The sequence below is a fragment of the Rhizobium vallis genome, assembly GCF_003985155.1.
GTDB lineage: Bacteria > Pseudomonadota > Alphaproteobacteria > Rhizobiales > Rhizobiaceae > Rhizobium > Rhizobium vallis.
Genome location: NZ_ML133689.1, coordinates 95,496 through 115,614, shown reverse-complemented (window position 1 = coordinate 115,614; position 20,119 = coordinate 95,496). Strand labels below are relative to the sequence as shown.

Genomic DNA, 20,119 nt, shown 5'->3' with positions numbered 1-20,119 from the left:
GCGGCTCCTCAGGACGCCCTCTCGAACGCCAGGAGAGCCCCCATCGCCTGCGAGCGATGCGATCCGTTGGCAGGTGCGGAAAGCTGAGCGCCAGAATGCGCTGACTGTTCGCCTGGAGGACGAGCGAAGCCTGGTTCGGCAACAGGGAGAAATTCGCGTTCATGGGGATTCCACTCCAGAAGAAAGGAGAGCGGGGCCGGATTGCGGCTCTTCTCCAGCGTGAGACGGAAAATCGGATTGCCGATGCTGCCGGAAAGCTTCGATCTGTCCGGCAGCGGCCGCAGACCGGATGGAGCGGATTCGACATGCAGGCGAAAGGCCGCACTGCTCGCCTCTTCCTCACCGGCCTGCCGGACGACAAAGAGCGGACGGCGGGCGGCCCGCGTCCTGAGAATGAGCCTGCGGCTTTCCGTCAAACCGAAATGCGCCGGATTGCCCCGCACTTCGAAGACGACGGCCAAGAAGGCAGCGCTTTCCACCGCCGTCTCGGCCAGCCAGAGGGCTTCGTCCAGCTTGCGCGGCGCCGCATGAAGAAATCGCTCCGGGTTCAACCCGAAATCCAGAAGCCCTGGAGCATAGGGGCGGCCGGCCTCCAGCGTGCCGACGGCATCGCCGATCCAGAGCAGCGGCAGAAGCCTGCCGGCATCCGCCTCCCGTTTTTGAAGCCGCGCGGCAACAGCCATCGCTAGCCCGCTTGCCGCACCTGCATCGCGTGACAGAGCTGCGCGGAATTCGATGATCGCATCGAGCGGCAGGCCGCCTTCCATCGCCTCGTCGAGCGGTGCGACGCCGAACGGCAGATGAAGCCCGCGGCCGTTCCGTTCGACAGCCTGCCGCGCAGCCTTCCCCGATGCCAGGGCCTCCCGCTCCGCTGCCGCAAGCGCTGGCGCCGGCTTTCCTTCTAGCTTAGCGATGGTTTCGCGGAGCGCAAAAAGCCGCTCGCGCGCCAGGGCGTTCTGCGCCATGGCGTTCACTCCGTTCGTCTTGTTCCTGTTATGTTCTTATGGATTCCAGAGAGCCGAAGAAGAGTCAACAACCATTTTCTATGAATTTATTCCTGCCTTTGATTCCGCACTCGAAAATCGGCGATAAAGGTTCTATATGGGCCCGCAAAGGAAGGAATATTCATGGCCCGCATAGACCTGAGCGATGATTGGCGGGACCGCCATGCGCCGACGATCAGCACCTTCGAGTCGCTGGCCATGGAGGCCTACAGCCATCTGCCGGATGAATTCCGCCAGCTGACGACCAACCTGACGATCGAGATCGAGGATTTCCCCGATGACGACGTTTTCGAGGATATGGCGCTGGAAACCCCTTTCGACCTGCTCGGCCTTTTCGAGGGCAGGGGCATTTCCGAACGCTTTACGGTGGAAACCGGCGAGATGCCGAACCGCATCCGCCTCTACCGGCGTCCCATCCTCGATTACTGGGCCGAAAACGACGAGACGCTCGGCGATATCATCACCCATGTCCTGATCCATGAGATCGGCCACCATTTCGGCCTGAGCGACGATGACATGGAGCGGATCGAGGCCAGCGCCGAGGAGGCCGCCGAGCGCTAGAGCACGTCGCGCAAGGCAGTACGCTCTATCACCTTCAATGAGTCTTACTGCTCAGAGAGCTTCATCTCGGGATCGTAATCCTTGCCTTCGACATCCTTGACGACGGCCTGGCCGCATTGCATCGCGCCGGTCGCGGCATTGAAGGCATAGGTCGGCGAGCCCTCCAGCGACCAGCCCTTGTTGAGGGCGGCGGTGACCTTGTGGCAGAAAGAGGCGTCGTCGGGACCGGTCAGGAAGCGGTAGAGTTTCATCAGGCTGGCTTTCTTGCGGAAATCAGACGAGCTTTATGAACCAGAGCTTCGGCCTGGACAAGATGCAGGCGCTCGATCATCCGCCCGTTCGCATTGATGACATTGCGGCCCTCGGCAGCCGGGTCGGCAAAGGCAGCGATGACCGCTTCTGCTTCCGTTATTTCCTCCGCGCTCGGCCCGAAATACCGGTTGGCGGCTTCGATCTGCAAGGGGTGGATCAGCATCTTGCCCGCAAAACCCATGGCGCGGCCCTGCCCGCATTCGGCATCGAAGCCTTCGCCATCGCGGAAATCGTTGAAGACGCTGTCGAGCGCATCGAGCCCGTAGGCCTTGACCGCCAGAATGACCTGCATCAGCCACGGCACGAGATAGGTCCGCCCCAGCTGCGGCAGGACACCCGTTTCCTTGCGCAGGTCGTTGAGGCCGACGACGAGGCAATCGAGCCGCGATCCCGGCGTGCGACCGGATTCGGCGATCGCCCCGACATTCAGCACGCCGCGCGGCGTCTCGATCATCGCCCAGATTCGTAATTCCTCCGGCGCATCCGCCTCCGCCAGCAGATCGCCGATATCCGTGACATCCTGAGGCTCGTCCACCTTCGGCAGCAGAATGGCATCGGGCGTAAGCGCCTTGACCAGATCGAGATCCGCCGGCCCGAATTCGGATGACAAAGAATTGATGCGGATGATCCTTTCCTTGCCCTCCAGAGGCGGCCCGGCAAAAAAACGTCTCAAGTTTTCCCGCGCTTGCGCCTTCTTTTCAGGCGCCACCGAATCCTCCAGATCGAAAATAACGGCATCGCAATCAAGGGAATGGCTCTTTTCGAGCGCCCGCGCATTGATGGCGGGTACGCTCAACACCGAGCGGCGCAGGCGCAGGGAACGAAGGGGTATGGTTCGGCTCATGGACCATTAGTGCCAAGCTTCGCAAATCCCGGCAAGACAACAAAAAGCCATGCTTGCCTTGCAGAGAGAAAAAAGAAGGACCACATTCCTTTCCGTAGAAAGGTCTCAAACCAATGCAGAACATTCGTTCCATCTTCATCATGCTTGCCGGCGCCACCTTTTTCGTGGCTATGCTGCTTCTCACCTTCTCGGTGACGCTCGCCGTCGGCGGCATTCTGACCGTGCTCATGGTCGGCCGCGCGCTTTCGATGAAGATGAAGCCCGCTCCGGTCCGCGCCAAGGCCAACAACGGTAAGCCGGAGATGCGTATCTGGAACGACGGTCGCGGCACGATCATCGATCTCTGATCGACTGCTCGCCCAAAAATTTCGGCCGACACTGTCGCATCACGCTTCCATGCTACGTCTTTGAAGTAGCCAGGCATTAAGCCGGCGCTTGAAACGAATGGAGGATGAGCATGGATACGACAACGGAAAACAATCCGACCAAGATGCCGCCAGTCAAGAATGGCCTGCTGCCTTATCTGACGGTCGGCGGCGCAGTAAAGGCCGCGGAATTCTACAAGAATGCTTTCGGCGCCGAAGAGGCCTATCTCGTGCCGGTCGACGAGAGCGGCCGGACGATGCATGTGCATCTCTATATCAACGGCAGCTCCCTCATGCTGTCGGATGCCTATCCCGAATACGGCCATCCCTTCAAAGGCCATGAAGGCTTCGCCATCCAGCTTGTTATCGACGATATCGATTTCTGGTGGGACCGAGCTGTGGCTGCCGGCGCCGAAGTCGTCATGCCGGTCGAACTGATGTTCTGGGGTGATCGCTACGGCCAGCTTCGCGATCCCTTCGGCGTCCTCTGGGGCCTCAATGCACCGACCAAGTAAACGGATACAAACGATGGCGGGCCGCGCGAAACGTCGCGTGGCCGCCATTTTAGAAAGATTCTCCTTCATTTCGGCGAAAAACTGGACTAGATGCAAATTCAGAAAGTACGTTTTGCTGAAATGGAGCATGGGTCATGGATAAATTCGTGAAGCTCACGGGCGTTGCAGCGCCCCTGCCGGTCGTCAATATCGACACCGACATGATCATTCCGAAGGACTATCTGAAGACCATCAAGCGCACCGGTCTTGGCAAGGGCCTTTTCGCCGAAGCCCGTTATAACGAAGACGGTTCCGAAAACCCCGATTTCGTGCTGAACAAGCCGGCCTATCGCGATGCCAAGATTCTGGTCGCCGGCGACAATTTCGGCTGCGGTTCCTCGCGCGAACACGCGCCCTGGGCGCTGCTCGATTTCGGTATCCGCTGCGTGATCTCCACCAGCTTTGCCGACATTTTCTACAACAACTGCTTTAAGAACGGCATCCTGCCGATCAAGGTCAGCCAGGAAGATCTCGACAAGCTGATGGACGACGCGGAGCGCGGCTCCAACGCCATCCTGACCGTCGATCTTGAGAACCTCGAGATCACCGGCCCCGATGGCGGCTTGATCAAGTTCGATCTCGACGAGTTCAAGCGCCACTGCCTGCTGAACGGCCTCGACGATATCGGCCTGACGATGGAAAAGGGCAAGGCGATCGACGAATTCGAAAAGAAGAACGCCGCTTCGCACCCTTGGGCCGCTTAAGCCCTAACGAACTGCCGATCGATCAAGCCGGGTTTTCGCCCGGCTTTTTCTTTTCCCGCAGCTCAGAGAAACTTCTCTTTCCAGAGCCTCAGCTTTTCCAGCGACACGCCGATGCCGCCGCAGACTTCGATGAGCGGATGATCGAAGCGGGCAAGCAGCCCGGCATGCGCATCAGCAACGGCAAGGGCCGCACCGCAGGCCGGCTCGACCAGGATGCGATACGCATCGGCAAATTTCAGGCAGGCCGCAACGGCATCGGCGTCGCTGACGACGACGCTTTCGATCGGATGCTGTTTCGGCAGGTCGAAGACATGCTGCGCCACCTGCCGCGCGCCGAGCGAATTGGCAATCGAGGTAATGGCGGGAAGGGTGATCCGTTCGTTCGCTTTGAGGCTGGCATGCAGCGACGCCGCCCCTTCGGTTTCGACGGCAATAACGGGCACATCAGAAAGCCCGTTGCGCTTCAGCCCCTCGACGATGCCGGCCAGCAGCCCGCCGCCACCGACGCTGGTGATGACGCAATCGAACACCGCGCCTTTCGCCACCACCTCGTCGATAAGTGTGGCATGGCCATCCCACAAAAGCGGATGGTCGAAGGGATGGACATAAGTCGCCTTGCGGCTCCGGGCGAGCTCAACCGCATGGGCATTGGCTTCATCAAAAACCGATCCGTGGACCAGGACATGGGCGCCGGTTGCTGCAATTATCTGCCGCACGTCGGGCGCCGTCGTCTCCGGCACGACGATCGTGACCGGCACACCGAGCGCCGGGCCGGCATAAGCCGCGGCGATGCCGGCATTGCCGCCGGACGCGCAGAAGATCTCGCGCGCGCCATTTTCCACCTCGTGTTGGCAAAGCCGGCCGACGCCGCGCAGCTTAAAGCTGCCGGAAGGCTGCAGCGCATCGAGCTTCAGCCAGAGCGGCTTACCGCTGGCGCTGTAGCCAGGCGCTGTCCGAGCCAGGGGCGTGTCGAGGTGGAGCGGTGCGAAAGGCATGGGAACATCCAGGGGAGTGAAAGGTGCGCCCGCTGTTCTAATCCTTCTGCAGGGGCAGGGGCAACCATCGCGGCCCAAGATCAACCATTGCGGCCAAGGGCGAAGCGTACCGATTCAGCCCTTCTCTCGCTTGAAATGCCCATTTCCGGGGGCTAAGAAGCCGCAACTTGTTTTTCCCAGGAGGGTTTCATGACAGCGCGCAATCTTTTCCTGCTGCCGGGTGACGGCATCGGTCCGGAGGCCATGGGCGAGGTCCGCAAGATCATCGCCTATATGAACGAGGCGATGAATGCCGGTTTCGTCACCGACGAAGGCCTTGTCGGCGGCAGCGCTTACGATGCCCATGGTGCGGCGATCTCCGAAGGCGACATGCAGAAGGCGCTTGCCGCCGATGCCGTTCTCTTCGGCGCCGTCGGCGGACCGAAATGGGATAGCGTGCCTTACGAAGTGCGTCCGGAAGCCGGCCTGCTGCGCCTGCGCAAGGATCTGCAGCTCTTCGCGAACCTGCGCCCGGCGATCTGCTATCCGGCCCTTGCCTCGGCCTCCTCGCTGAAGCCGGAACTGGTCGAAGGCCTTGATATCCTGATCATCCGGGAACTGACGGGCGGCGTCTATTTCGGCGAGCCGAAGGAGATCATCGACCTCGGCAACGGCCAGAAGCGCGGCATCGACACGCAGGTCTACGATACCTACGAGATCGAGCGCATCGCCGGCGTCGCCTTTGAAATGGCCCGCACGCGGCAGAACCGCGTCTGCTCGATGGAAAAGCGCAACGTCATGAAGTCGGGAGTGCTCTGGAACCAGGTAGTGACCGAGACGCACAAGGCGAAATATTCCGACGTTCAGCTCGAGCATATGCTGGCCGATGCCGGCGGCATGCAGCTGGTGCGCCAGCCCAAGCAGTTCGACGTCATCGTCACCGACAATCTCTTCGGCGACATGCTCTCCGACGTCGCCGCCATGTTGACCGGCTCTCTGGGCATGCTGCCCTCGGCCTCGCTCGGCGCGCCGGATGGCAAGACCGGCAAGCGCAAGGCGCTCTACGAGCCCGTGCATGGATCTGCCCCCGATATCGCCGGCAAGGGCGTCGCCAACCCGATCGCCATGATCGCCTCCTTCGCCATGTGCCTGCGTTACTCCTTCAACCTGGTGAAGGAAGCCGACGACCTGGAAAAGGCGATCGCCAACGTGCTCGACAAGGGCATCCGCACCGGCGACATCATGGCTGATGGCGCAAGGCAGGTCGGCACCGTCGAGATGGGCGATGCGATCCTCGCCGAGTTCAAGGCGCTTTCGGCCTGATATATTTCACGTGAAACAGCATCCGGCCCTTCGCATCACGCATGCGGAGGGCTTTTTCGTGAAAGGTCGATAAGCCGCGACCGAGCCGGTCGAATTCTCCGAAACGGACTATTCCTAGCCACAATCTCGTGTATTTTTGCGCCGAATTTTAACCCGGTAAATTCGAACGGACGACAGGATGCGGGCATTTTGGGCTTCCCTGGACAGGCGCTGGCGCCGAAGCGGAACAGTCATGCCGCCTTTGCGCTGGCAGGCCTGCCTTTTCATCGCGCTCAATGCCGTGGTCCTTTCCATGCTGCTCTTCGATGCGCCGGTCGGCGCCAGCGAAGCGCCCGCACCTGTAAAGCATCTGGGCGAGATGCTGACTGGCTTCGGCGATTCCGCCTGGCTGATCTACACTAGCATCCTGCTCTTCTTTCAGGGCAGGGCGGGCTACAAGCTCCTGAAGACGGCGCGCTCTAAGGCGCAGGCCCTCTATGTCAGCTGGATCGGCGCCTATCTCTTCGTCACGGTCGTCTTCTCCGGTCTTCTCGCCAATCTGTTGAAGCGGGCGATTGGAAGGGCGCGCCCCGAGCATTTCCACGACTACGGCATCTTTTCCTTCACGCCCTTTTCGGGCCATGCCTCTTTCGAAAGCTTCCCGTCCGGTCATTCCACCACGGTTGGCGCATTCTTCGCCGCCTTTGCTCTTCTGTTTCCGCGCTACCGCGTCGCCTTCATCGCCTGCGCCATCTGGCTCGCCATGACCCGCGTCATGGTCGGCGCCCATTATCCGAGCGACGTCATGGCCGGCCTTGCCTTGGGCGCCTGGTTCTCGCTGCTGACGGCGATCGTCTTTGCTCGCTGCGGCCTGCTCTTCAAACTGGCGCCGGATGGATGGCCGCTGTCGAAGCAACTGTTCCCGGATATAAAAAAGCCCGGCGCCTTGTGAGCGCCGGGCCTTTTTCGTCAAGCTTGAACGCAGATCAATCCAGTGCGTGGATATCCCTGTTCTTCGTTTCCGGCAGGAAGATCAGGCCGATCACCAGCGTGATCGACGCAAAGACGATCGGGTACCAGAGACCGTAATAGATATCACCCGCGGCAGCGCTCATCGCGAAGGCCGTCGCCGGCAGCAGGCCGCCGAACCAGCCGTTGCCGATGTGATAGGGCAGCGACATGCCGGTATAGCGGATGCGGGTCGGGAAGAGCTCGACCAGAAGCGCGGCGATCGGGCCATAGACCATCGTCACGTAGATGACGAGGACGAACAGGATCGCGATCGTCCCGATCCAGTTGACCCGGGCGGGATCGGCGGTCATGGCGAAGCTGCCGCCATTGGCGATGTTGTAGACCGCCATGTCGGTAACGCCATTCGCCTCATCCGCCGTCAGCAGCTTGGTTTCCACCAGCTTGGCCGCCGGCACGGTTTCCTTTTCGCCGCCACGCACGGCATCGGCGTTGAGTGCCAGTTCCGGGTTGGCGGCGATGAAGGCATCGAGCTTGGCGTCCGGCACCTTGACGGCGCCGCGCTTCAGCGGGTAGCCGGCATCGTGGAGCGCGATGTTGACACCCTTTTCGAAGGCGGCGGTCATGCCCTTCGCCTTATCGCCGGCGGCGATGGCGTCGAAGCTCGCGATCGTCTCGTTGCCGACCTTCACCGTTGCCGGCTGTCCGGCGGGACCGGGTACGACGTCATAAGGCACCGAGTTCTTCGTCAGGAACGCCGTCGCCACGTCGCAGGAGCTGGTGAATTTCACCGTGCCTGTCGGGTTGAACTGGAACCGGCAGTCCGCGGGATCGGCTGTGACCGTTGCGCGGATCGTTGCCTGTGCTTCGGCAAGTGCGGGGTTCGCCGTCCAGGTCATCGCCTTGAACAGCGGATTATAGGTCACCGCCGCGATGAGAAGGCCCGCCATGATGATCGGCTTGCGGCCGATCTTGTCGGAGAGGCCGCCGAAGATGACGAAGAACGGCGTTGCCAGGAACAGCGCGATGGCGACCATGATGTTGGCCGATTGCAGATCCACCTTCAGCACGTTCTGCAGGAAGAACAGCGCATAGAACTGGCCGCCGTACCAGACGACCGCCTGACCCATGGTGGCGCCGAGAAGCGCGATGAGCGCGATCTTGGCGTTCTTCCACTGGCCGAAGGCTTCGGTCAACGGCGCCTTGGAACCTTTGCCCTCCGCCTTCATGCGCTGGAACGCCGGCGATTCGTTCATCTTCAGACGGATCCAAACGGAGATACCGAGCAGGACGACCGAGACCAGGAACGGAATACGCCAGCCCCAGGCGGCGAATTGAACCGGGCCCATCAGATATTGAACGAGGACGATGACGATCAGCGACAGAAACAGGCCGAGCGTCGCCGTCGTCTGAATCCATGAGGTGAAATAGCCGCGCCGCCCGTTCGGCGCATGTTCGGCGACATAGGTTGCCGCGCCGCCATATTCACCGCCGAGCGCCAAGCCCTGCAGCAGGCGCAAGCCGATCAGGATGATCGGCGCTGCGATGCCGATGGTGGCCGCACCCGGCAGAATGCCGACAAGGAAAGTCGACATGCCCATGATCAGGATCGTTATCAGAAAGGTGTATTTGCGGCCGACGAGATCACCGAGACGGCCGAAGACCAGCGCGCCGAACGGGCGCACCAGAAAGCCGGCGGCAAAGGCGAGCAGCGTGAAGATGTTGCGCGTTGCCTCGGGGTATTGGGTGAAGTAAGTCGCGCCGATATAGGTGGCGAGCGAACCGTAAAGATAGAAATCGTACCATTCGAAAACGGTGCCGAGCGAAGATGCGAAGATGACCTTCTTCTCCTCGCCCGTCATCGGACCGGCCTTCGCGCCGTCGATGCTTGCGACATTTGCCATTGTCTGTCCTCCACAGAGTGATGAGCAACGGGCGCGACCTACTCTCCTCAAAGCATATCCCTGGCCGCGACACGCCTGACGAGAGTGTGCCAGAAAAGACAGGCCGCAAAGAGAGAGGCTTTGGGATTATGACTTTAGTCTAATAGCGACGTCGGTGATTATCGCTGCCGGACAGCGCATGGCCGTTTCAGTACGGGGTTTTTCAGAGGATCAGACTCTCAGCGCCTGTGCCGGCGATTGCCGATAGGCCAACACCGCCGGCAGCGCGGCGAGAATTGCGCCAAAAGCAAGCAGGATCCCTGCCAGCCCGCCATCTCCGCGGGCGAAACCCACCGGCATGGCGATGCCGCTCGTTTGCGAGAACATGCCTGACAAGGTCAGGGCCGCGGCAAATCCGAGTGCGAATCCAAGCCCGATCCCCACCGCCACGAGGGCGAAGAATTCCAGCCACACGATGCCGAAGATCGCGCCACGCGGGGCGCCGAAGGCCCTCAGCGCGCCTATCTGGCGGCGGCGCTGGCCAATATGGATGACCGTCACCAGCACCAGCGAGGCGGCGACCAGAGCCTGGGCACCGGAAGCGACCGCAACGAGGATCTGCTTGGCGTCGCCGAGCGTGGCGTAGAGATTGGTCAGCACTTCGCCTGGAAAGACGGCAATGGTATCGCCACCGCGATAGTCCTGCCGCAGCTTGTAGGCGTCGGCGATCGTCTTCGGCTTGACGAGGATGGCGGGAAGGCCGGGCGCATCCGCGCCCCAGGTCTCGTCGAGCGCGGCATCCGGGTCGATTTCGCCGTGATGCTCATGCCCATCGTGTTCGGCGCCCACCTGTTCGTGATCGTGCCCGGCCGCCTCGGCGCCTTCGGCCCCCAGGCCGTGAATATGCCAGACAGCTTGAATCGGAACGAGAATGGCCCGATCCCAGGCGGTGCCGGTCGGCCGCAGGCGGCCGGCGATATGATAGACGAGTTCGGTATGGGTCTCGCCCCCTTCTTCCGCCAAACCGTGCATCGGCTTGATCTCGCCGCCGAGCGAAAGCTTCACGGAGGAACCGATCACCGCCTCTCCCTCGCGCGCGAAAACCTTGCCCTCGACAAAGCCGCCGGACAGCTTATCCGCCAGCGTCGCCGTTGTGCCGACGATCGGATAGCCGGAGAAGGAATCGCCGAAGCCGATCGGAGCGGCCCATTTGACGCGAGGATCCCCGGCAAGCCTGGCCAGAGCCTCGCCCGGCATCAGCGGCAAGGGCGAGGGCTGCAGGAAGACGGAGGACAACACGAGCTGCGTTTCGCTGCCGCCGGCGCCGATGACCAGATCGAACTTGTCGGCGGCCCGCGCGCTGCCGAGGCGAAGCGCTCGTTCCTGCAGAACGACGGCAACGCCGAGCGCGCTCGCCAGCGCCACCAGCAGCACGATGACCAAGGACCCCGCCCAGAGGCGGCGAAGATCGGCGAGGATGAAGCGGATCATGCAGCCTCCCCCGCCGTGGCAGCGGAATCTTCTTTGATCCGGCCGGCGCCAAAGGTAATGCGTCGGTCGAGGCGGCTGGCGAGGCGCTGATCGTGCGAAACGACGATCAGCGTGCTGCCTTCCGCAATCGCGAGGTCGAGGATGAGATCGCCGACAGCCTCACCGCTTTCGGCATCGAGGCTTGCGGTCGGCTCGTCGGCGATGATGACGCCGGGCTTGCGCAGCAGCGCGCGGGCGATTGCCACGCGCTGCATCTCGCCGCGCGACATGGTTTCGATCTTCTGGCCGGAGCGGGAAAGGCCGACCGTGCTCAAAAGCGCATGCGCCCGCTCGATGAGATCGGCCGTGGCGGCACCGGCAAGGCGCGCAGGCAGAAGCACGTTTTCCAACGCCGACAGACCGGGGAAGAGATGGAACTCCTGCATGACAAGGCCGATATTGGCGGCGCGGAACCGGTCGCGTCGGCTCTCGGAAAAATCCGCGATATCCTCGCCATTCCAGCGGATGCGACCCTGTCGCGCCCGTTCCAGCCCGGTAACGATATTGACGAAGGTGCTCTTGCCGGAGCCGGACGCGCCGGTGATGGCGACCCTGCTACCGGCATTGATCGACAGGCGGCCGATCGCCAACGCCGGTGAGGACAGACCTGGGAAGGTGACATCAAGATTTTCGATATCGAGAGCGAGCATATCGGTTCAGACGGCCGAATATTCGGCCTGGCGAATGCGCAACAGGCTGACGAAGCCGGTTTCCGGATCCGTCCAGGAACCATATTCCAACGCGCCGCGCACTTCGATCGTCTGGCGCGGCTGTACGAAGGTCTGCTTTTCCGAGAGATAAACGACGACGATATTGTCCGGCCAGTCGGCATCCGAGGAGCAGAAGGGGCAGAGCGACATCGGCACTTCGGTGAGCACGAAGAACTGCGCCTCGGCCTTCAGCGGCGGCGCCATGAAGCCCTTCATGCTGATTTCCTGGCCGGCGAGCGCCTTCACCTTGTCGGAGAATTCGAGCCCGAGCACACCGAACTTGCCGTAGAGCTCGTTGAAACTCAGCGACGGATCGGCGGCACGAACGAAGGAAGCGGTGAAGGGAAGCGCGACGGCAGCGCCGATCAGCCGACGGCGGCTGAGATGCAGCGAAGAGAATATGTCCATGGCGACCTCCAGGAAGCAAATCCCGGCCGCTGAACGGCCGGGATCAGGATCGATGAAAGATACAAGGCCGGCAAGCAGCCTCGTCAAATCAACTTAGTTCGTCTGTTTGGAGCCGAGGGCAAAAGTGTCGGCGAGCACGCGATAAACGTCGCTCTGTTCCATGTAGCCATGGAATTCTTCCGAACCCGGACCAGCCGACTGCAGGACGACGTCGTCGACCGCATGGACGCCGCTTTCGCTGCCCTTCGGGAGATTGCCCTGGACGAAGACCGCGCCGGGAACATCCTTGTACTGCTCGTTGGCGACATATTCCTTCTTTTCGTTCTGGACAGCCGGAACGAACGGACCGTCGAGCTTCGGACGGAAGGTCTCGTAGTGGTCAGGGCCGTTGTTGGCGCTCAGGAACAGGCGGCGGCTGACGTCGACCTTGTCGGGGTAACCGTCGCCGTTTTCATCGTTGTAGTTTGGGAAGCCGGCTTCGGCGTAGGTCCCGACCTTTTCGCGCATCTCCGTGCCTGGCTTCTCGTCATCGACAGTGCCGATGATGGATACGCCATGGGTGTGGTCGCCGGTGACGACGATCAGCGTATCGGGATGGGCCTTCTGGAAATCGCGGGCAACGCCGATCGCCTGGTCGAATTCGATGGTTTCGAAGACGGCGCGATCCCAATCGAGCGGATGGGACATCTTGTCGATCGAGGAGCCTTCGACCATCAGGAAGAAACCGTCGGGGTTCTTCGAGAGACGGTCGAGCGCAACCTTGGTCATCTCGACGAGACCCGGCTGGTTCGGGAACTTGTCGACGGTGCCCTTCTTGAGGAATTCGCGATCGAGGGTGACGTCCATGTTGCCGGTGTGGAAGAGACCCAAGAGTTTGCCTTCAGCCGATGCATTGGCTGCAAGCTCGTTCTTGTCGGTTGCAAGCTTGTAGCCGGCGTCCTGGAACAGCTTGATGTAATCCTGATTGTCCTTGCGCTTGGAACCGGCGACCTCTTTGCCGAGGAAATAGGCCGAGCCGCCGCCGAGGAGAACGTCCGGCTTGACGTCGAGCAGCATGCCGACGACCTCGGCCTTGTCGCTACGGTTGCGGGTATGGGAAACGACCGCAGCCGGCGTCGCGTCTTCGACTTCAGCCGTCGCAACGATGCCGATCGACTTCTTGGTCGTGCGGCGAAGAGCTTCCGCGAAGGTTTCGACTCGCGGGTCGTCGAGCGAGGCCGGCGTGCGGTCCGCGTAGACGCCGAGTGCGTTGACGGCGGTCTTGTGACCCGTCATGTAGGCCGACATGGTGTTGGCAGAGTCCGTGGAAACCGCGTTCGTCGACGACGTGCCGATGAAGGCCATGCGGTCGAGATCGTCCATGTTCAGGCGGCCGTTCGCCTTACCCTCGGTCATGCCCTTGGACATGATGCGGGCGGCGGTGCGGTGCGCAACGGAAAGCCCGTCGCCCAGCAGGAAAATGATGTTCTTGGCCTTCGGCTGGCCAGCGGTTTCGTAGACGTTCCAGGTGACGGACTTCGTTTCGTCGCCGGCGGCGACCTCGACCTTGTAAGCGCCGGGCGCTGAAATCTTCAGGCCGCGCAGCAGAAGAGCGGAGCCGAGAGCCTTGTCTTCCTTGCCCTTTTCCAGCTCGACGAACTGCGCCTCGCCACCGAGAACGGTCTTGTAGTCCTGGCCGTTGACCGTGATCTTCACGTCTTCAGGCTTGACCTGCTTGTTGAGCTCGACCTTGAAATCGAACGGCGAGCCGACGAGAATCGTCACGCGGTCAAGCGGATAGACCGTCGTCGCCTGAGCGGCGCCCGCGAGGATGGTGGTGGCCGCAAAGGCGGCGAGAAGCGTACGCATGGAAAACCCCCGTTTTCGTTGCAGACAATTGCCAACCGGGCCGGGATACCTGCCGGGGATGACAGCGGCATGACAAAAGGTCGCAGGACCCCGACCGATCCTAACGGCGACGGGCACTCTAAGCAAAAACCTTGACTCCTGTGGAAAACCTTTTAAGAGCAACAGCGGAAAAGGGATCTCCATGGTTCGCGACGAACACGCCATTGCCGCATGCAATGACCGGGCACGGGTTGCCGGGGTGGATATTGCCGTTCCGGTTTCTTCCAAAACCAAGGCCAAAACGACGACGAAAACCGTCTGACGTCTCTGGCCTGCCGCTCTCTCCCCGGCTCGGCTGGGGACAGGAAGACGCGATCCGTCGCGCCTTTCCCCCTCACCGGACAAGAGGAGAGAAGAGAAAGAGAGCTTGAGAAATGGGTTTCAAAGTAGCAGTTGCGGGAGCCACCGGAAATGTCGGCCGGGAGATGCTCAACATCCTCTCCGAACGAGGCTTCCCCGCCGATGAGGTCGTGGCGCTCGCCTCCGCGCGTTCGCAGGGCACCGAGGTTTCCTATGGTGACCGGACGCTGAAGGTCTCCAATCTGGAGAATTACGATTTCTCCGATACCGATATCTGCCTGATGTCGGCCGGCGGCGAGGTCTCCAAGAAGTTCTCGCCCAAGATCGGTCAGCAGGGCTGCGTCGTCATCGACAATTCCTCGGCCTGGCGCTACGACGCCGACGTGCCGCTGATCGTGCCGGAAGTGAACCCCGACGCCATCACGCAGTTTACCAAGCGAAACATCATCGCCAACCCGAATTGCTCGACCGCTCAGCTGGTCGTGGCGCTGAAGCCGCTGCACGACTTCGCCAAGATCAAGCGCGTCGTCGTATCGACCTACCAGTCGGTCTCCGGCGCCGGCAAGGACGGCATGGATGAGTTGTTCAACCAGACGCGCGCCGTCTTCGTTGCCGATCCGATCGAGAACAAGAAGTTCACCAAGCGTATCGCCTTCAACGTCATTCCCCACATCGACAGCTTCATGGAGGATGGCTACACCAAGGAAGAGTGGAAGGTGCTGGCCGAGACGAAGAAGATGCTCGACCCGAAGATCAAGGTGACCTGCACGGCCGTGCGCGTGCCTGTCTTCATCGGCCATTCGGAATCGGTCAATATCGAGTTCGAAAACGAGATCACCGCCGATCAGGCCCGCGACATCCTGCGCGATGCACCCGGCTGCCTCGTGATCGACAAGCGCGAGAACGGCGGCTACATCACGCCGTATGAATCCGCGGGCGAGGATGCGACCTACATCTCGCGCATCCGCGAGGATGCGACGGTCGAGAACGGCCTGAACATGTGGGTGGTCTCCGACAACCTGCGCAAGGGCGCGGCGCTGAACGCCATCCAGATCGCCGAGCTGCTCATCAATCGCGGCCTCGTCAAGCCGCGCAAGCAGGCAGCCTGATACCATTTGTAAACCATAACATGCTAAAGCCCTGCTAATGATGGCAGGGCTTTTTGCCGAGTTGAGGATGCCTCCGTCTATAAGCATCCGCTGAAAGCTGATCGTGACAAAATCGCCTTCGGCTGGCATTCTTGCCCGGCGTCAAGCAATGCATGTCGCCCAACCCGTGCGCGGGTAACGGCATGTGTGAAATGAAGACTTGATGCGCGTCGTTCAAATCCTATTCGAGGCGACGCGCTTTAGCAGATCGGAAGCGGGGTTTCTCGATGCGCATGACAAAGTTGTTTCTGGCGGCCGCCGCGGCGATCGGCGTCCTCCATGCGGTGCCAGCGTTCGCGCAGGGTGCGCAATGCGGCAATACCAGCGCAGGCTTCGACGCCTGGGTTGCCGATTTCAAGCAGACGGCAGCGGCCAATGGCGTCAGCCAATCGGTGTTGAGCCGCGCCTTCGCCAATGTCAGCTACAACAAGCCGACAATCGCCGCCGACCGCGGCCAGAAAAGCTTCAAGCTGTCCTTTGATGCATTCATGCAGAAGCGCGGCGGTGCCGCCGTCATTTCCCGCGGCCGTTCGATGAAAGCCGCCAACCAAGCGCTCTTCGCTTCGATCGAGCGCCGTTTCGGCGTTCCCGCGGGCCCGCTGATCGCGATCTGGGGCATGGAAACTGGTTTCGGCAGCTATATGGGCAACCAGCATACGATGTCTGCTGTTTCCACCCTTGCCTATGACTGCCGCCGTTCGGATTATTTCACTGACCAGCTCTACGCCGCGCTCCAGCTCGTCTCCGAGGGTTACCTGAGCCCGCAGGCCAGGGGTGCTGCCCATGGCGAAATCGGCCAGACGCAGTTTCTCCCGCGCAATGTCGTGCGCTTCGGCGCCGATGGCGATGGCGACGGCCGCGTCGATATGGTCGGTTCCCGCGCCGATGCACTCGCCTCGACCGCGAATTTCCTCAAGGGCCATGGCTGGCGCGCCGGCGCCGGCTATCAGCCGGGAGAGCCGAATTTCGTTGCTATTCAGGGCTGGAACGCCGCAAGCGTCTACCAGCAGGCGATCGCCTATATCGGCCAGCAGATCGACGGCAGATAGGCCTTCATCGATAGGAATACCCGGAAACGCCGCTGCAATATGCGGCGTTTTTCATATGCGGGAATCGAAACCGCCCCCGGATGCCGTCTTGCGTCGCTCTTCCTGCGTCGCCAAGGGCACGGTCGGCCCCGACACGACGCAATTGCGGCCAGAGGCTTTGGCGGCGTAGAGCGCCAGGTCGGCGCGCTTGACCAGGTCCTCGAAATTCCGGTTGAAGCCGTCATTTGCCCGACCGGCGCATCCGAAACTCGCCGTGACCTTGAGAAGATCGCCGCTCGGCAAGGTGATTTCCGCAGCCTCGATCGCCAGCCGCACGCACTCGGCCACGATTGCGGCATCGTCAGGCGTCGAATCCGGCAGAAGCGCCAGGAACTCCTCGCCGCCATGGCGCACCAAGAGATCGAAGGAGCGGAAATTCTCGCGCGCGACGCCCGCGACATGCCGCAGCACGGCATCGCCGGCATCATGACCGTAGGCGTCGTTGACCTTCTTGAAATGATCAAGGTCGAAAAGCACCACGGAAATCCAGCGCGAGCCATGCTCGGCCTGTGTGAGAAGCGCAGATGCCGCGACCTCGAAGCCACGCCTGTTGTAAAGGCCGGTCAGAAGATCGATTTGAGCGGCATTACGCAATTCGCCTACCAGCATCTCACGGTCCCGCGTCAACCGGTCGATCAGCCGCAGGCCCCTTGCCGCCAGCAGCATCACCAATGTGGCGAGAATGAGCAGGCCGGCGCACAGCGATAGAATTAGCGTCAGGTGAATGTGCGAGCGCGTCGAAAGGCTTTCGCCGGTCTCGTGAATATCTTTTGCCGCCTCGATCATCTTCTGCTGCAGGAAGGCCATGCGTTCGCTTTGCGCAGTGGCCCAGACGTTGCGCGCTTCACGCGTCGGCCGCGATCCGGCAAGGATGGCATCGGTGATCGCATTCGCCTTCACCTGGCCGCTGCGGCCGAGATAGGCAACGATATCGCGCACGATCGGGGCCGTGGAATGGAAGACCATGTGGTCCATGCCCTCACCGAGCATGACCTTACCCTGTATGAACAACTCTACCGGAAATCTGGCGGAAACGCCGTGATCGAGGTAGCGGGTGCCGACGCCGGTAATCAGCCTTTCGCCGTAATAGGTCAGCAGGATGCCCATCAGCTGGTTGGATTTCTCAAGCAGCACCGGATCGCTGATCCGTGGTGAAAGCGCATCGACGACGGCAAGCTGTTTGAGGGCCGCATACCAGTAGATAGAACCGGGATCGCTGCCGGCGTAAAGGCCCCGGTCGGCGGCGCTGCGTGCGGCGACGATGCGGCTATAGGCAAGGCTGAGAATCGATAATTCGCCCGCGAGCCCCTCCTCGAGCGTATCGCGGGAGGGCAGGCTGGCATAGAAGGCACTGCGCTCGCGATCGAGCGCTACCCGGCTTCTCTGCATGTCGGCGGCAGTGCTGCTATTCGGACGTGCGAGGTAGAGGCGAGTGGCGCCAATTTCACTGAGGATCTCCGTGGCGGCGATGGACCCGCCGCGGGCGAGCACGTCGGCGAACTGCCGATCCTTTTCGAGATCCCTGTATTGTTTCAGCGAAGAGCGGATGACAACGACGCCTTCAAACAGCATGAAGACGAAGGGCAGCATGATGGCGGCCAGGATGACCCTTTTGATGGTTTCGAACTTCATCGCCAATCGCCACGGTGATTAAAACATAGGTCGTGCGCGACCAATTGACGGCGAGCTTATCAACAAATCTTAAAAAAGTGATAAAGCCGCGCTTCCCTAGATTTCGGGACGAATGAAGTCGCGCGTCTCGGCATCCATGACCCAGAGCTCACCGGTCGAGATATCGAACCAGGCGCCGTGAAGATGCATTTTTCCTGCTTCCTCGAGCGCCTTGATATCGGGGAAGGTTCTGAGATTGTTGATCGAATTGCGGATGGAGACACGCTCCAGCGCCGTCTGTCGTTCGGCGGCCGTCATCACGTCATTGCTCTGGATCTGCTCGGCGGCAGGCTTGACCAGCGACATCCAGCGGCCGATGAAATCGCCGGGCGACAGCGGCTCGGCATTCGGGTCAAGCGCTGCGCGGATGCCGCCGCAGCGGCCATGGCCCATCACGACGATATCGGAAACCTTCAGCGCCTGCACCGCAAACTCGAGCGCGGCCGACGTCGAATGGAAATGACCGTCAGGCTCGTAGGGCGGCACCATATTGGCGACGTTGCGGATGACGAAAAGTTCGCCCGGGCCGGCATCGAAGATCAGCTCCGGCGCCGCACGCGAGTCCGAACAGGCGATGACCAGCGTACTCGGATTCTGACCGTTTTCGGCAAGTTGCCGATACCTGTCGCGGGCGTCGGCATAACGCCCGTTCATAAAGTTGCGATAGCCGTCCAGAAGAGGTGTTGGAAAACGCTGCATGCTCTCTGGATTAGCGCGCACGAACGATAAGATCAACTGCTGCACTGCAAAATGCATGCATCGGCAAATCAGTCATTTTTTCTGCCGCTGCGCCGGATGCACGAGCCGGCGCATCTGCACCATCGCCATCGGCGTCGAAAGGCTGGACGCGTCGCTTGCCAGCATCAGCTCATTGCTGCCGCGCTTGACGGCGCGGGCAAGCACTTCGAAGACGCTTGCCGTGGCAAGCTGCAGCGCTTTTTCGTCTTCCAGACCGGAAAGCAGGCGCGACAGGAAGACGGCAGCGAGCAGGTCGCCGAGCCCATTCGGCGGGTTTTCGACGACCCGGTGTTCGGCAAGCAGCGCATGACGGCCGGAGAGATAGAGATTGCCGGTACCCCCCGCCATCATCGGCACGGCCGAGGTGACGAGCATGCGCGACGGCCCGAGCGCCAGCGCCGCCTCCATGATCGCACTGTTGTCTTCCAGCGCTGCCCCCGAAAGCCATGCCAGTTCGTAGCGGTTCGGCGTCGCAAGCGAGGCGAGCGGGATGAGATGATCGCGAATGGCCTCTGCCGTTGCTTCCGGCACATAGAGGCCGCCGAGATCGCCCATGACGGGGTCGCAGACATAGAGCAATTCGGGATTGTCTTGTCTCAGCGCACCGACCAGCCGGGCGACAGAGCGCGCCTGGGCGGCATTGCCGAAATAACCGGAAAGGACCGCCTTGACTTCGCCGATCCAGGGCGCGCGGATCAGATCGTCGATCGCCGCGTCGAAATCCGCTTCCGCGAATGTCAGCCGCGTCGAGCGGCCGTGACCGGGATGCCAGGGCAGCACGACTGTTGGAAGCGCCCAGACCGGGTGACCGAGCGTCTCCAGCGCAAAGACAGCCGCCCGGTTGCCCACCGAGCCGCGCACCACGTGGCTGGAGATGACGATGACTGCGCCCGCTGCATTTTCCGACATGATATCAAGGTCCGATGATGATGGCGTTTGATGATCTTTTTGACGCCACGCTGTCAACCATTCTTCACGTGAGCATGGAAATGTGAGGTGAAACGAAAAGTCGCAAGTGGGGCGTTTCCGTTCGTTTTGGCCAGGAAATCGGAAAAATCTCCGACAATTTCCCATTTTCAACGTCAAAAAGCATCAAAACGATCCCCTAGGTCATTATTTTAGAGATTTTTTCGAGGAATCTTCTGCTAGCTTGCAGAAAATCAGACC

The 20,119-nt window shown here is 61.2% G+C and carries 21 protein-coding genes; 9 read left to right on the top strand and 12 right to left on the bottom strand.

Annotated features, from left to right (window positions below; all coding sequences use genetic code 11):
• Positions 1-8: 8 nt before the first annotated feature.
• Entirely contained in the window at positions 9-965 is a 957-nt protein-coding gene (locus EFQ99_RS35485; protein WP_245441495.1) for an ImuA family protein, read from the bottom strand.
• A 162-nt stretch (positions 966-1,127) separates the two neighbouring features.
• On the opposite strand from EFQ99_RS35485, the gene EFQ99_RS13690 reads away from it, so the two are divergent.
• On the top strand, positions 1,128-1,565 hold the full coding sequence (locus EFQ99_RS13690; RefSeq protein WP_126921571.1) for a metallopeptidase family protein: 438 nt from the start codon (positions 1,128-1,130) through the stop codon (positions 1,563-1,565).
• A gap of 44 nt (positions 1,566-1,609) precedes the next feature.
• On the opposite strand, the gene EFQ99_RS13685 is transcribed toward EFQ99_RS13690, so the two are convergent.
• Together EFQ99_RS13685 and EFQ99_RS13680 are read right to left on the bottom strand one after the other, a co-directional pair.
• Positions 1,610-1,816: a DUF1737 domain-containing protein gene (locus EFQ99_RS13685; RefSeq protein WP_126921570.1), complete on the bottom strand. Its 207-nt coding sequence runs from the start codon at positions 1,814-1,816 to the stop codon at positions 1,610-1,612.
• On the bottom strand, positions 1,816-2,721 hold the full coding sequence (locus EFQ99_RS13680) for an HpcH/HpaI aldolase/citrate lyase family protein (RefSeq protein ID WP_126921569.1): 906 nt from the start codon (positions 2,719-2,721) through the stop codon (positions 1,816-1,818). Before EFQ99_RS13680 ends, EFQ99_RS13685 begins: the two co-directional genes overlap by 1 nt.
• A 113-nt stretch (positions 2,722-2,834) precedes the next feature.
• On the opposite strand from EFQ99_RS13680, the gene EFQ99_RS13675 reads away from it, so the two are divergent.
• From EFQ99_RS13675 to leuD, 3 genes are all read left to right on the top strand, one after another.
• A complete protein-coding gene (locus EFQ99_RS13675) occupies positions 2,835-3,068 on the top strand; it encodes a hypothetical protein (protein WP_064696422.1) in 234 nt (77 codons plus the stop codon).
• A 110-nt stretch (positions 3,069-3,178) separates the two neighbouring features.
• Positions 3,179-3,601 carry a VOC family protein gene (locus EFQ99_RS13670; RefSeq protein WP_126921568.1) on the top strand — a complete coding sequence of 141 codons (423 nt, stop codon included), beginning with the start codon at positions 3,179-3,181 and terminating at the stop codon, positions 3,599-3,601.
• Positions 3,602-3,735: 134 nt separating this feature from the next.
• A complete protein-coding gene (gene leuD / locus EFQ99_RS13665) occupies positions 3,736-4,344 on the top strand; it encodes a 3-isopropylmalate dehydratase small subunit (RefSeq protein ID WP_126921567.1) in 609 nt (202 codons plus the stop codon).
• 62 nt (positions 4,345-4,406) lie between these two features.
• Here the strand turns inward: leuD and EFQ99_RS13660 are convergent, their stop codons facing one another.
• Positions 4,407-5,339 carry a pyridoxal-phosphate dependent enzyme gene (locus tag EFQ99_RS13660; RefSeq protein ID WP_126921566.1) on the bottom strand — a complete coding sequence of 311 codons (933 nt, stop codon included), beginning with the start codon at positions 5,337-5,339 and terminating at the stop codon, positions 4,407-4,409.
• 189 nt (positions 5,340-5,528) lie between these two features.
• On the opposite strand from EFQ99_RS13660, the gene leuB reads away from it, so the two are divergent.
• Together leuB and lpxE are read left to right on the top strand one after the other, a co-directional pair.
• Positions 5,529-6,641, top strand: coding sequence for a 3-isopropylmalate dehydrogenase (gene leuB, locus EFQ99_RS13655; RefSeq protein WP_126921565.1), 1,113 nt, complete (start codon positions 5,529-5,531; stop codon positions 6,639-6,641).
• 178 nt (positions 6,642-6,819) lie between these two features.
• Positions 6,820-7,572, top strand: coding sequence for a phosphatase PAP2 family protein (gene lpxE, locus EFQ99_RS13650; protein ID WP_208722753.1), 753 nt, complete (start codon positions 6,820-6,822; stop codon positions 7,570-7,572).
• 34 nt (positions 7,573-7,606) lie between these two features.
• On the opposite strand, the gene EFQ99_RS13645 is transcribed toward lpxE, so the two are convergent.
• The 5 genes from EFQ99_RS13645 to EFQ99_RS13625 form a co-directional block, all read right to left on the bottom strand.
• Positions 7,607-9,493 (bottom strand): MFS transporter, encoded by a 1,887-nt coding sequence (locus EFQ99_RS13645; protein ID WP_126921563.1) that lies wholly within the window; start codon positions 9,491-9,493, stop codon positions 7,607-7,609.
• Positions 9,494-9,703: 210 nt separating this feature from the next.
• Positions 9,704-10,963, bottom strand: a complete 1,260-nt coding sequence (locus tag EFQ99_RS13640) for an ABC transporter permease (RefSeq protein WP_126921562.1) — start codon at positions 10,961-10,963, stop codon at positions 9,704-9,706.
• A complete protein-coding gene (locus EFQ99_RS13635) occupies positions 10,960-11,652 on the bottom strand; it encodes an ABC transporter ATP-binding protein (protein WP_126921561.1) in 693 nt (230 codons plus the stop codon). The genes EFQ99_RS13640 and EFQ99_RS13635 overlap by 4 nt, the downstream gene beginning before the upstream one ends.
• 6 nt (positions 11,653-11,658) lie before the next feature.
• The gene (locus EFQ99_RS13630) at positions 11,659-12,120 is read right to left on the bottom strand and encodes a hypothetical protein (RefSeq protein WP_126921560.1); all 462 of its coding nucleotides are present in this window, start codon (positions 12,118-12,120) and stop codon (positions 11,659-11,661) included.
• Positions 12,121-12,213: 93 nt separating this feature from the next.
• Positions 12,214-13,968 (bottom strand): alkaline phosphatase, encoded by a 1,755-nt coding sequence (locus tag EFQ99_RS13625; protein ID WP_126921559.1) that lies wholly within the window; start codon positions 13,966-13,968, stop codon positions 12,214-12,216.
• Between the two features lie 97 nt (positions 13,969-14,065).
• On the opposite strand from EFQ99_RS13625, the gene EFQ99_RS13620 reads away from it, so the two are divergent.
• The 3 genes from EFQ99_RS13620 to EFQ99_RS13610 all read left to right on the top strand — a co-directional run bounded on the left by EFQ99_RS13620 (position 14,066) and on the right by EFQ99_RS13610 (position 16,504).
• Entirely contained in the window at positions 14,066-14,269 is a 204-nt protein-coding gene (locus EFQ99_RS13620) for a hypothetical protein (protein WP_126921558.1), read from the top strand.
• A 112-nt stretch (positions 14,270-14,381) separates the two neighbouring features.
• Entirely contained in the window at positions 14,382-15,416 is a 1,035-nt protein-coding gene (locus EFQ99_RS13615) for an aspartate-semialdehyde dehydrogenase (protein ID WP_126921557.1), read from the top strand.
• 266 nt (positions 15,417-15,682) lie between these two features.
• The gene (locus tag EFQ99_RS13610) at positions 15,683-16,504 is read left to right on the top strand and encodes a lytic murein transglycosylase (RefSeq protein ID WP_126921556.1); all 822 of its coding nucleotides are present in this window, start codon (positions 15,683-15,685) and stop codon (positions 16,502-16,504) included.
• Positions 16,505-16,555: 51 nt separating this feature from the next.
• On the opposite strand, the gene EFQ99_RS13605 is transcribed toward EFQ99_RS13610, so the two are convergent.
• The 3 genes from EFQ99_RS13605 to pdxY all read right to left on the bottom strand — a co-directional run bounded on the left by EFQ99_RS13605 (position 16,556) and on the right by pdxY (position 19,861).
• On the bottom strand, positions 16,556-18,175 hold the full coding sequence (locus EFQ99_RS13605; protein ID WP_126921555.1) for a GGDEF domain-containing protein: 1,620 nt from the start codon (positions 18,173-18,175) through the stop codon (positions 16,556-16,558).
• A gap of 96 nt (positions 18,176-18,271) precedes the next feature.
• Entirely contained in the window at positions 18,272-18,913 is a 642-nt protein-coding gene (locus EFQ99_RS13600) for a carbonic anhydrase (RefSeq protein WP_126921554.1), read from the bottom strand.
• A 72-nt stretch (positions 18,914-18,985) separates the two neighbouring features.
• Positions 18,986-19,861, bottom strand: a complete 876-nt coding sequence (pdxY, locus tag EFQ99_RS13595; protein ID WP_126921553.1) for a pyridoxal kinase PdxY — start codon at positions 19,859-19,861, stop codon at positions 18,986-18,988.
• Positions 19,862-20,119 lie beyond the last annotated feature (258 nt).

Bases quoted from the DNA above. Each gene is read 5' to 3' on its own strand.
- EFQ99_RS13660 (WP_126921566.1), bottom strand. From the start codon at position 5,339: ATGCCTTTCGCACCGCTCCACCTCGACACGCCCCTGGCTCGGACAGCG.
- leuB (WP_126921565.1), top strand. From the start codon at position 5,529: ATGACAGCGCGCAATCTTTTCCTGCTGCCGGGTGACGGCATCGGTCCG.
- EFQ99_RS13635 (WP_126921561.1), bottom strand. From the start codon at position 11,652: ATGCTCGCTCTCGATATCGAAAATCTTGATGTCACCTTCCCAGGTCTG.
- EFQ99_RS13605 (WP_126921555.1), bottom strand. From the start codon at position 18,175: ATGAAGTTCGAAACCATCAAAAGGGTCATCCTGGCCGCCATCATGCTG.
- EFQ99_RS35485 (WP_245441495.1), bottom strand. From the start codon at position 965: ATGGCGCAGAACGCCCTGGCGCGCGAGCGGCTTTTTGCGCTCCGCGAA.
- EFQ99_RS13640 (WP_126921562.1), bottom strand. From the start codon at position 10,963: ATGATCCGCTTCATCCTCGCCGATCTTCGCCGCCTCTGGGCGGGGTCC.
- EFQ99_RS13615 (WP_126921557.1), top strand. From the start codon at position 14,382: ATGGGTTTCAAAGTAGCAGTTGCGGGAGCCACCGGAAATGTCGGCCGG.
- EFQ99_RS13600 (WP_126921554.1), bottom strand. From the start codon at position 18,913: ATGCAGCGTTTTCCAACACCTCTTCTGGACGGCTATCGCAACTTTATG.
- lpxE (WP_208722753.1), top strand. From the start codon at position 6,820: ATGCGGGCATTTTGGGCTTCCCTGGACAGGCGCTGGCGCCGAAGCGGA.
- pdxY (WP_126921553.1), bottom strand. From the start codon at position 19,861: ATGTCGGAAAATGCAGCGGGCGCAGTCATCGTCATCTCCAGCCACGTG.
- EFQ99_RS13670 (WP_126921568.1), top strand. From the start codon at position 3,179: ATGGATACGACAACGGAAAACAATCCGACCAAGATGCCGCCAGTCAAG.
- EFQ99_RS13625 (WP_126921559.1), bottom strand. From the start codon at position 13,968: ATGCGTACGCTTCTCGCCGCCTTTGCGGCCACCACCATCCTCGCGGGC.
- leuD (WP_126921567.1), top strand. From the start codon at position 3,736: ATGGATAAATTCGTGAAGCTCACGGGCGTTGCAGCGCCCCTGCCGGTC.
- EFQ99_RS13630 (WP_126921560.1), bottom strand. From the start codon at position 12,120: ATGGACATATTCTCTTCGCTGCATCTCAGCCGCCGTCGGCTGATCGGC.
- EFQ99_RS13685 (WP_126921570.1), bottom strand. From the start codon at position 1,816: ATGAAACTCTACCGCTTCCTGACCGGTCCCGACGACGCCTCTTTCTGC.
- EFQ99_RS13690 (WP_126921571.1), top strand. From the start codon at position 1,128: ATGGCCCGCATAGACCTGAGCGATGATTGGCGGGACCGCCATGCGCCG.
- EFQ99_RS13675 (WP_064696422.1), top strand. From the start codon at position 2,835: ATGCAGAACATTCGTTCCATCTTCATCATGCTTGCCGGCGCCACCTTT.
- EFQ99_RS13610 (WP_126921556.1), top strand. From the start codon at position 15,683: ATGCGCATGACAAAGTTGTTTCTGGCGGCCGCCGCGGCGATCGGCGTC.
- EFQ99_RS13645 (WP_126921563.1), bottom strand. From the start codon at position 9,493: ATGGCAAATGTCGCAAGCATCGACGGCGCGAAGGCCGGTCCGATGACG.
- EFQ99_RS13680 (WP_126921569.1), bottom strand. From the start codon at position 2,721: ATGAGCCGAACCATACCCCTTCGTTCCCTGCGCCTGCGCCGCTCGGTG.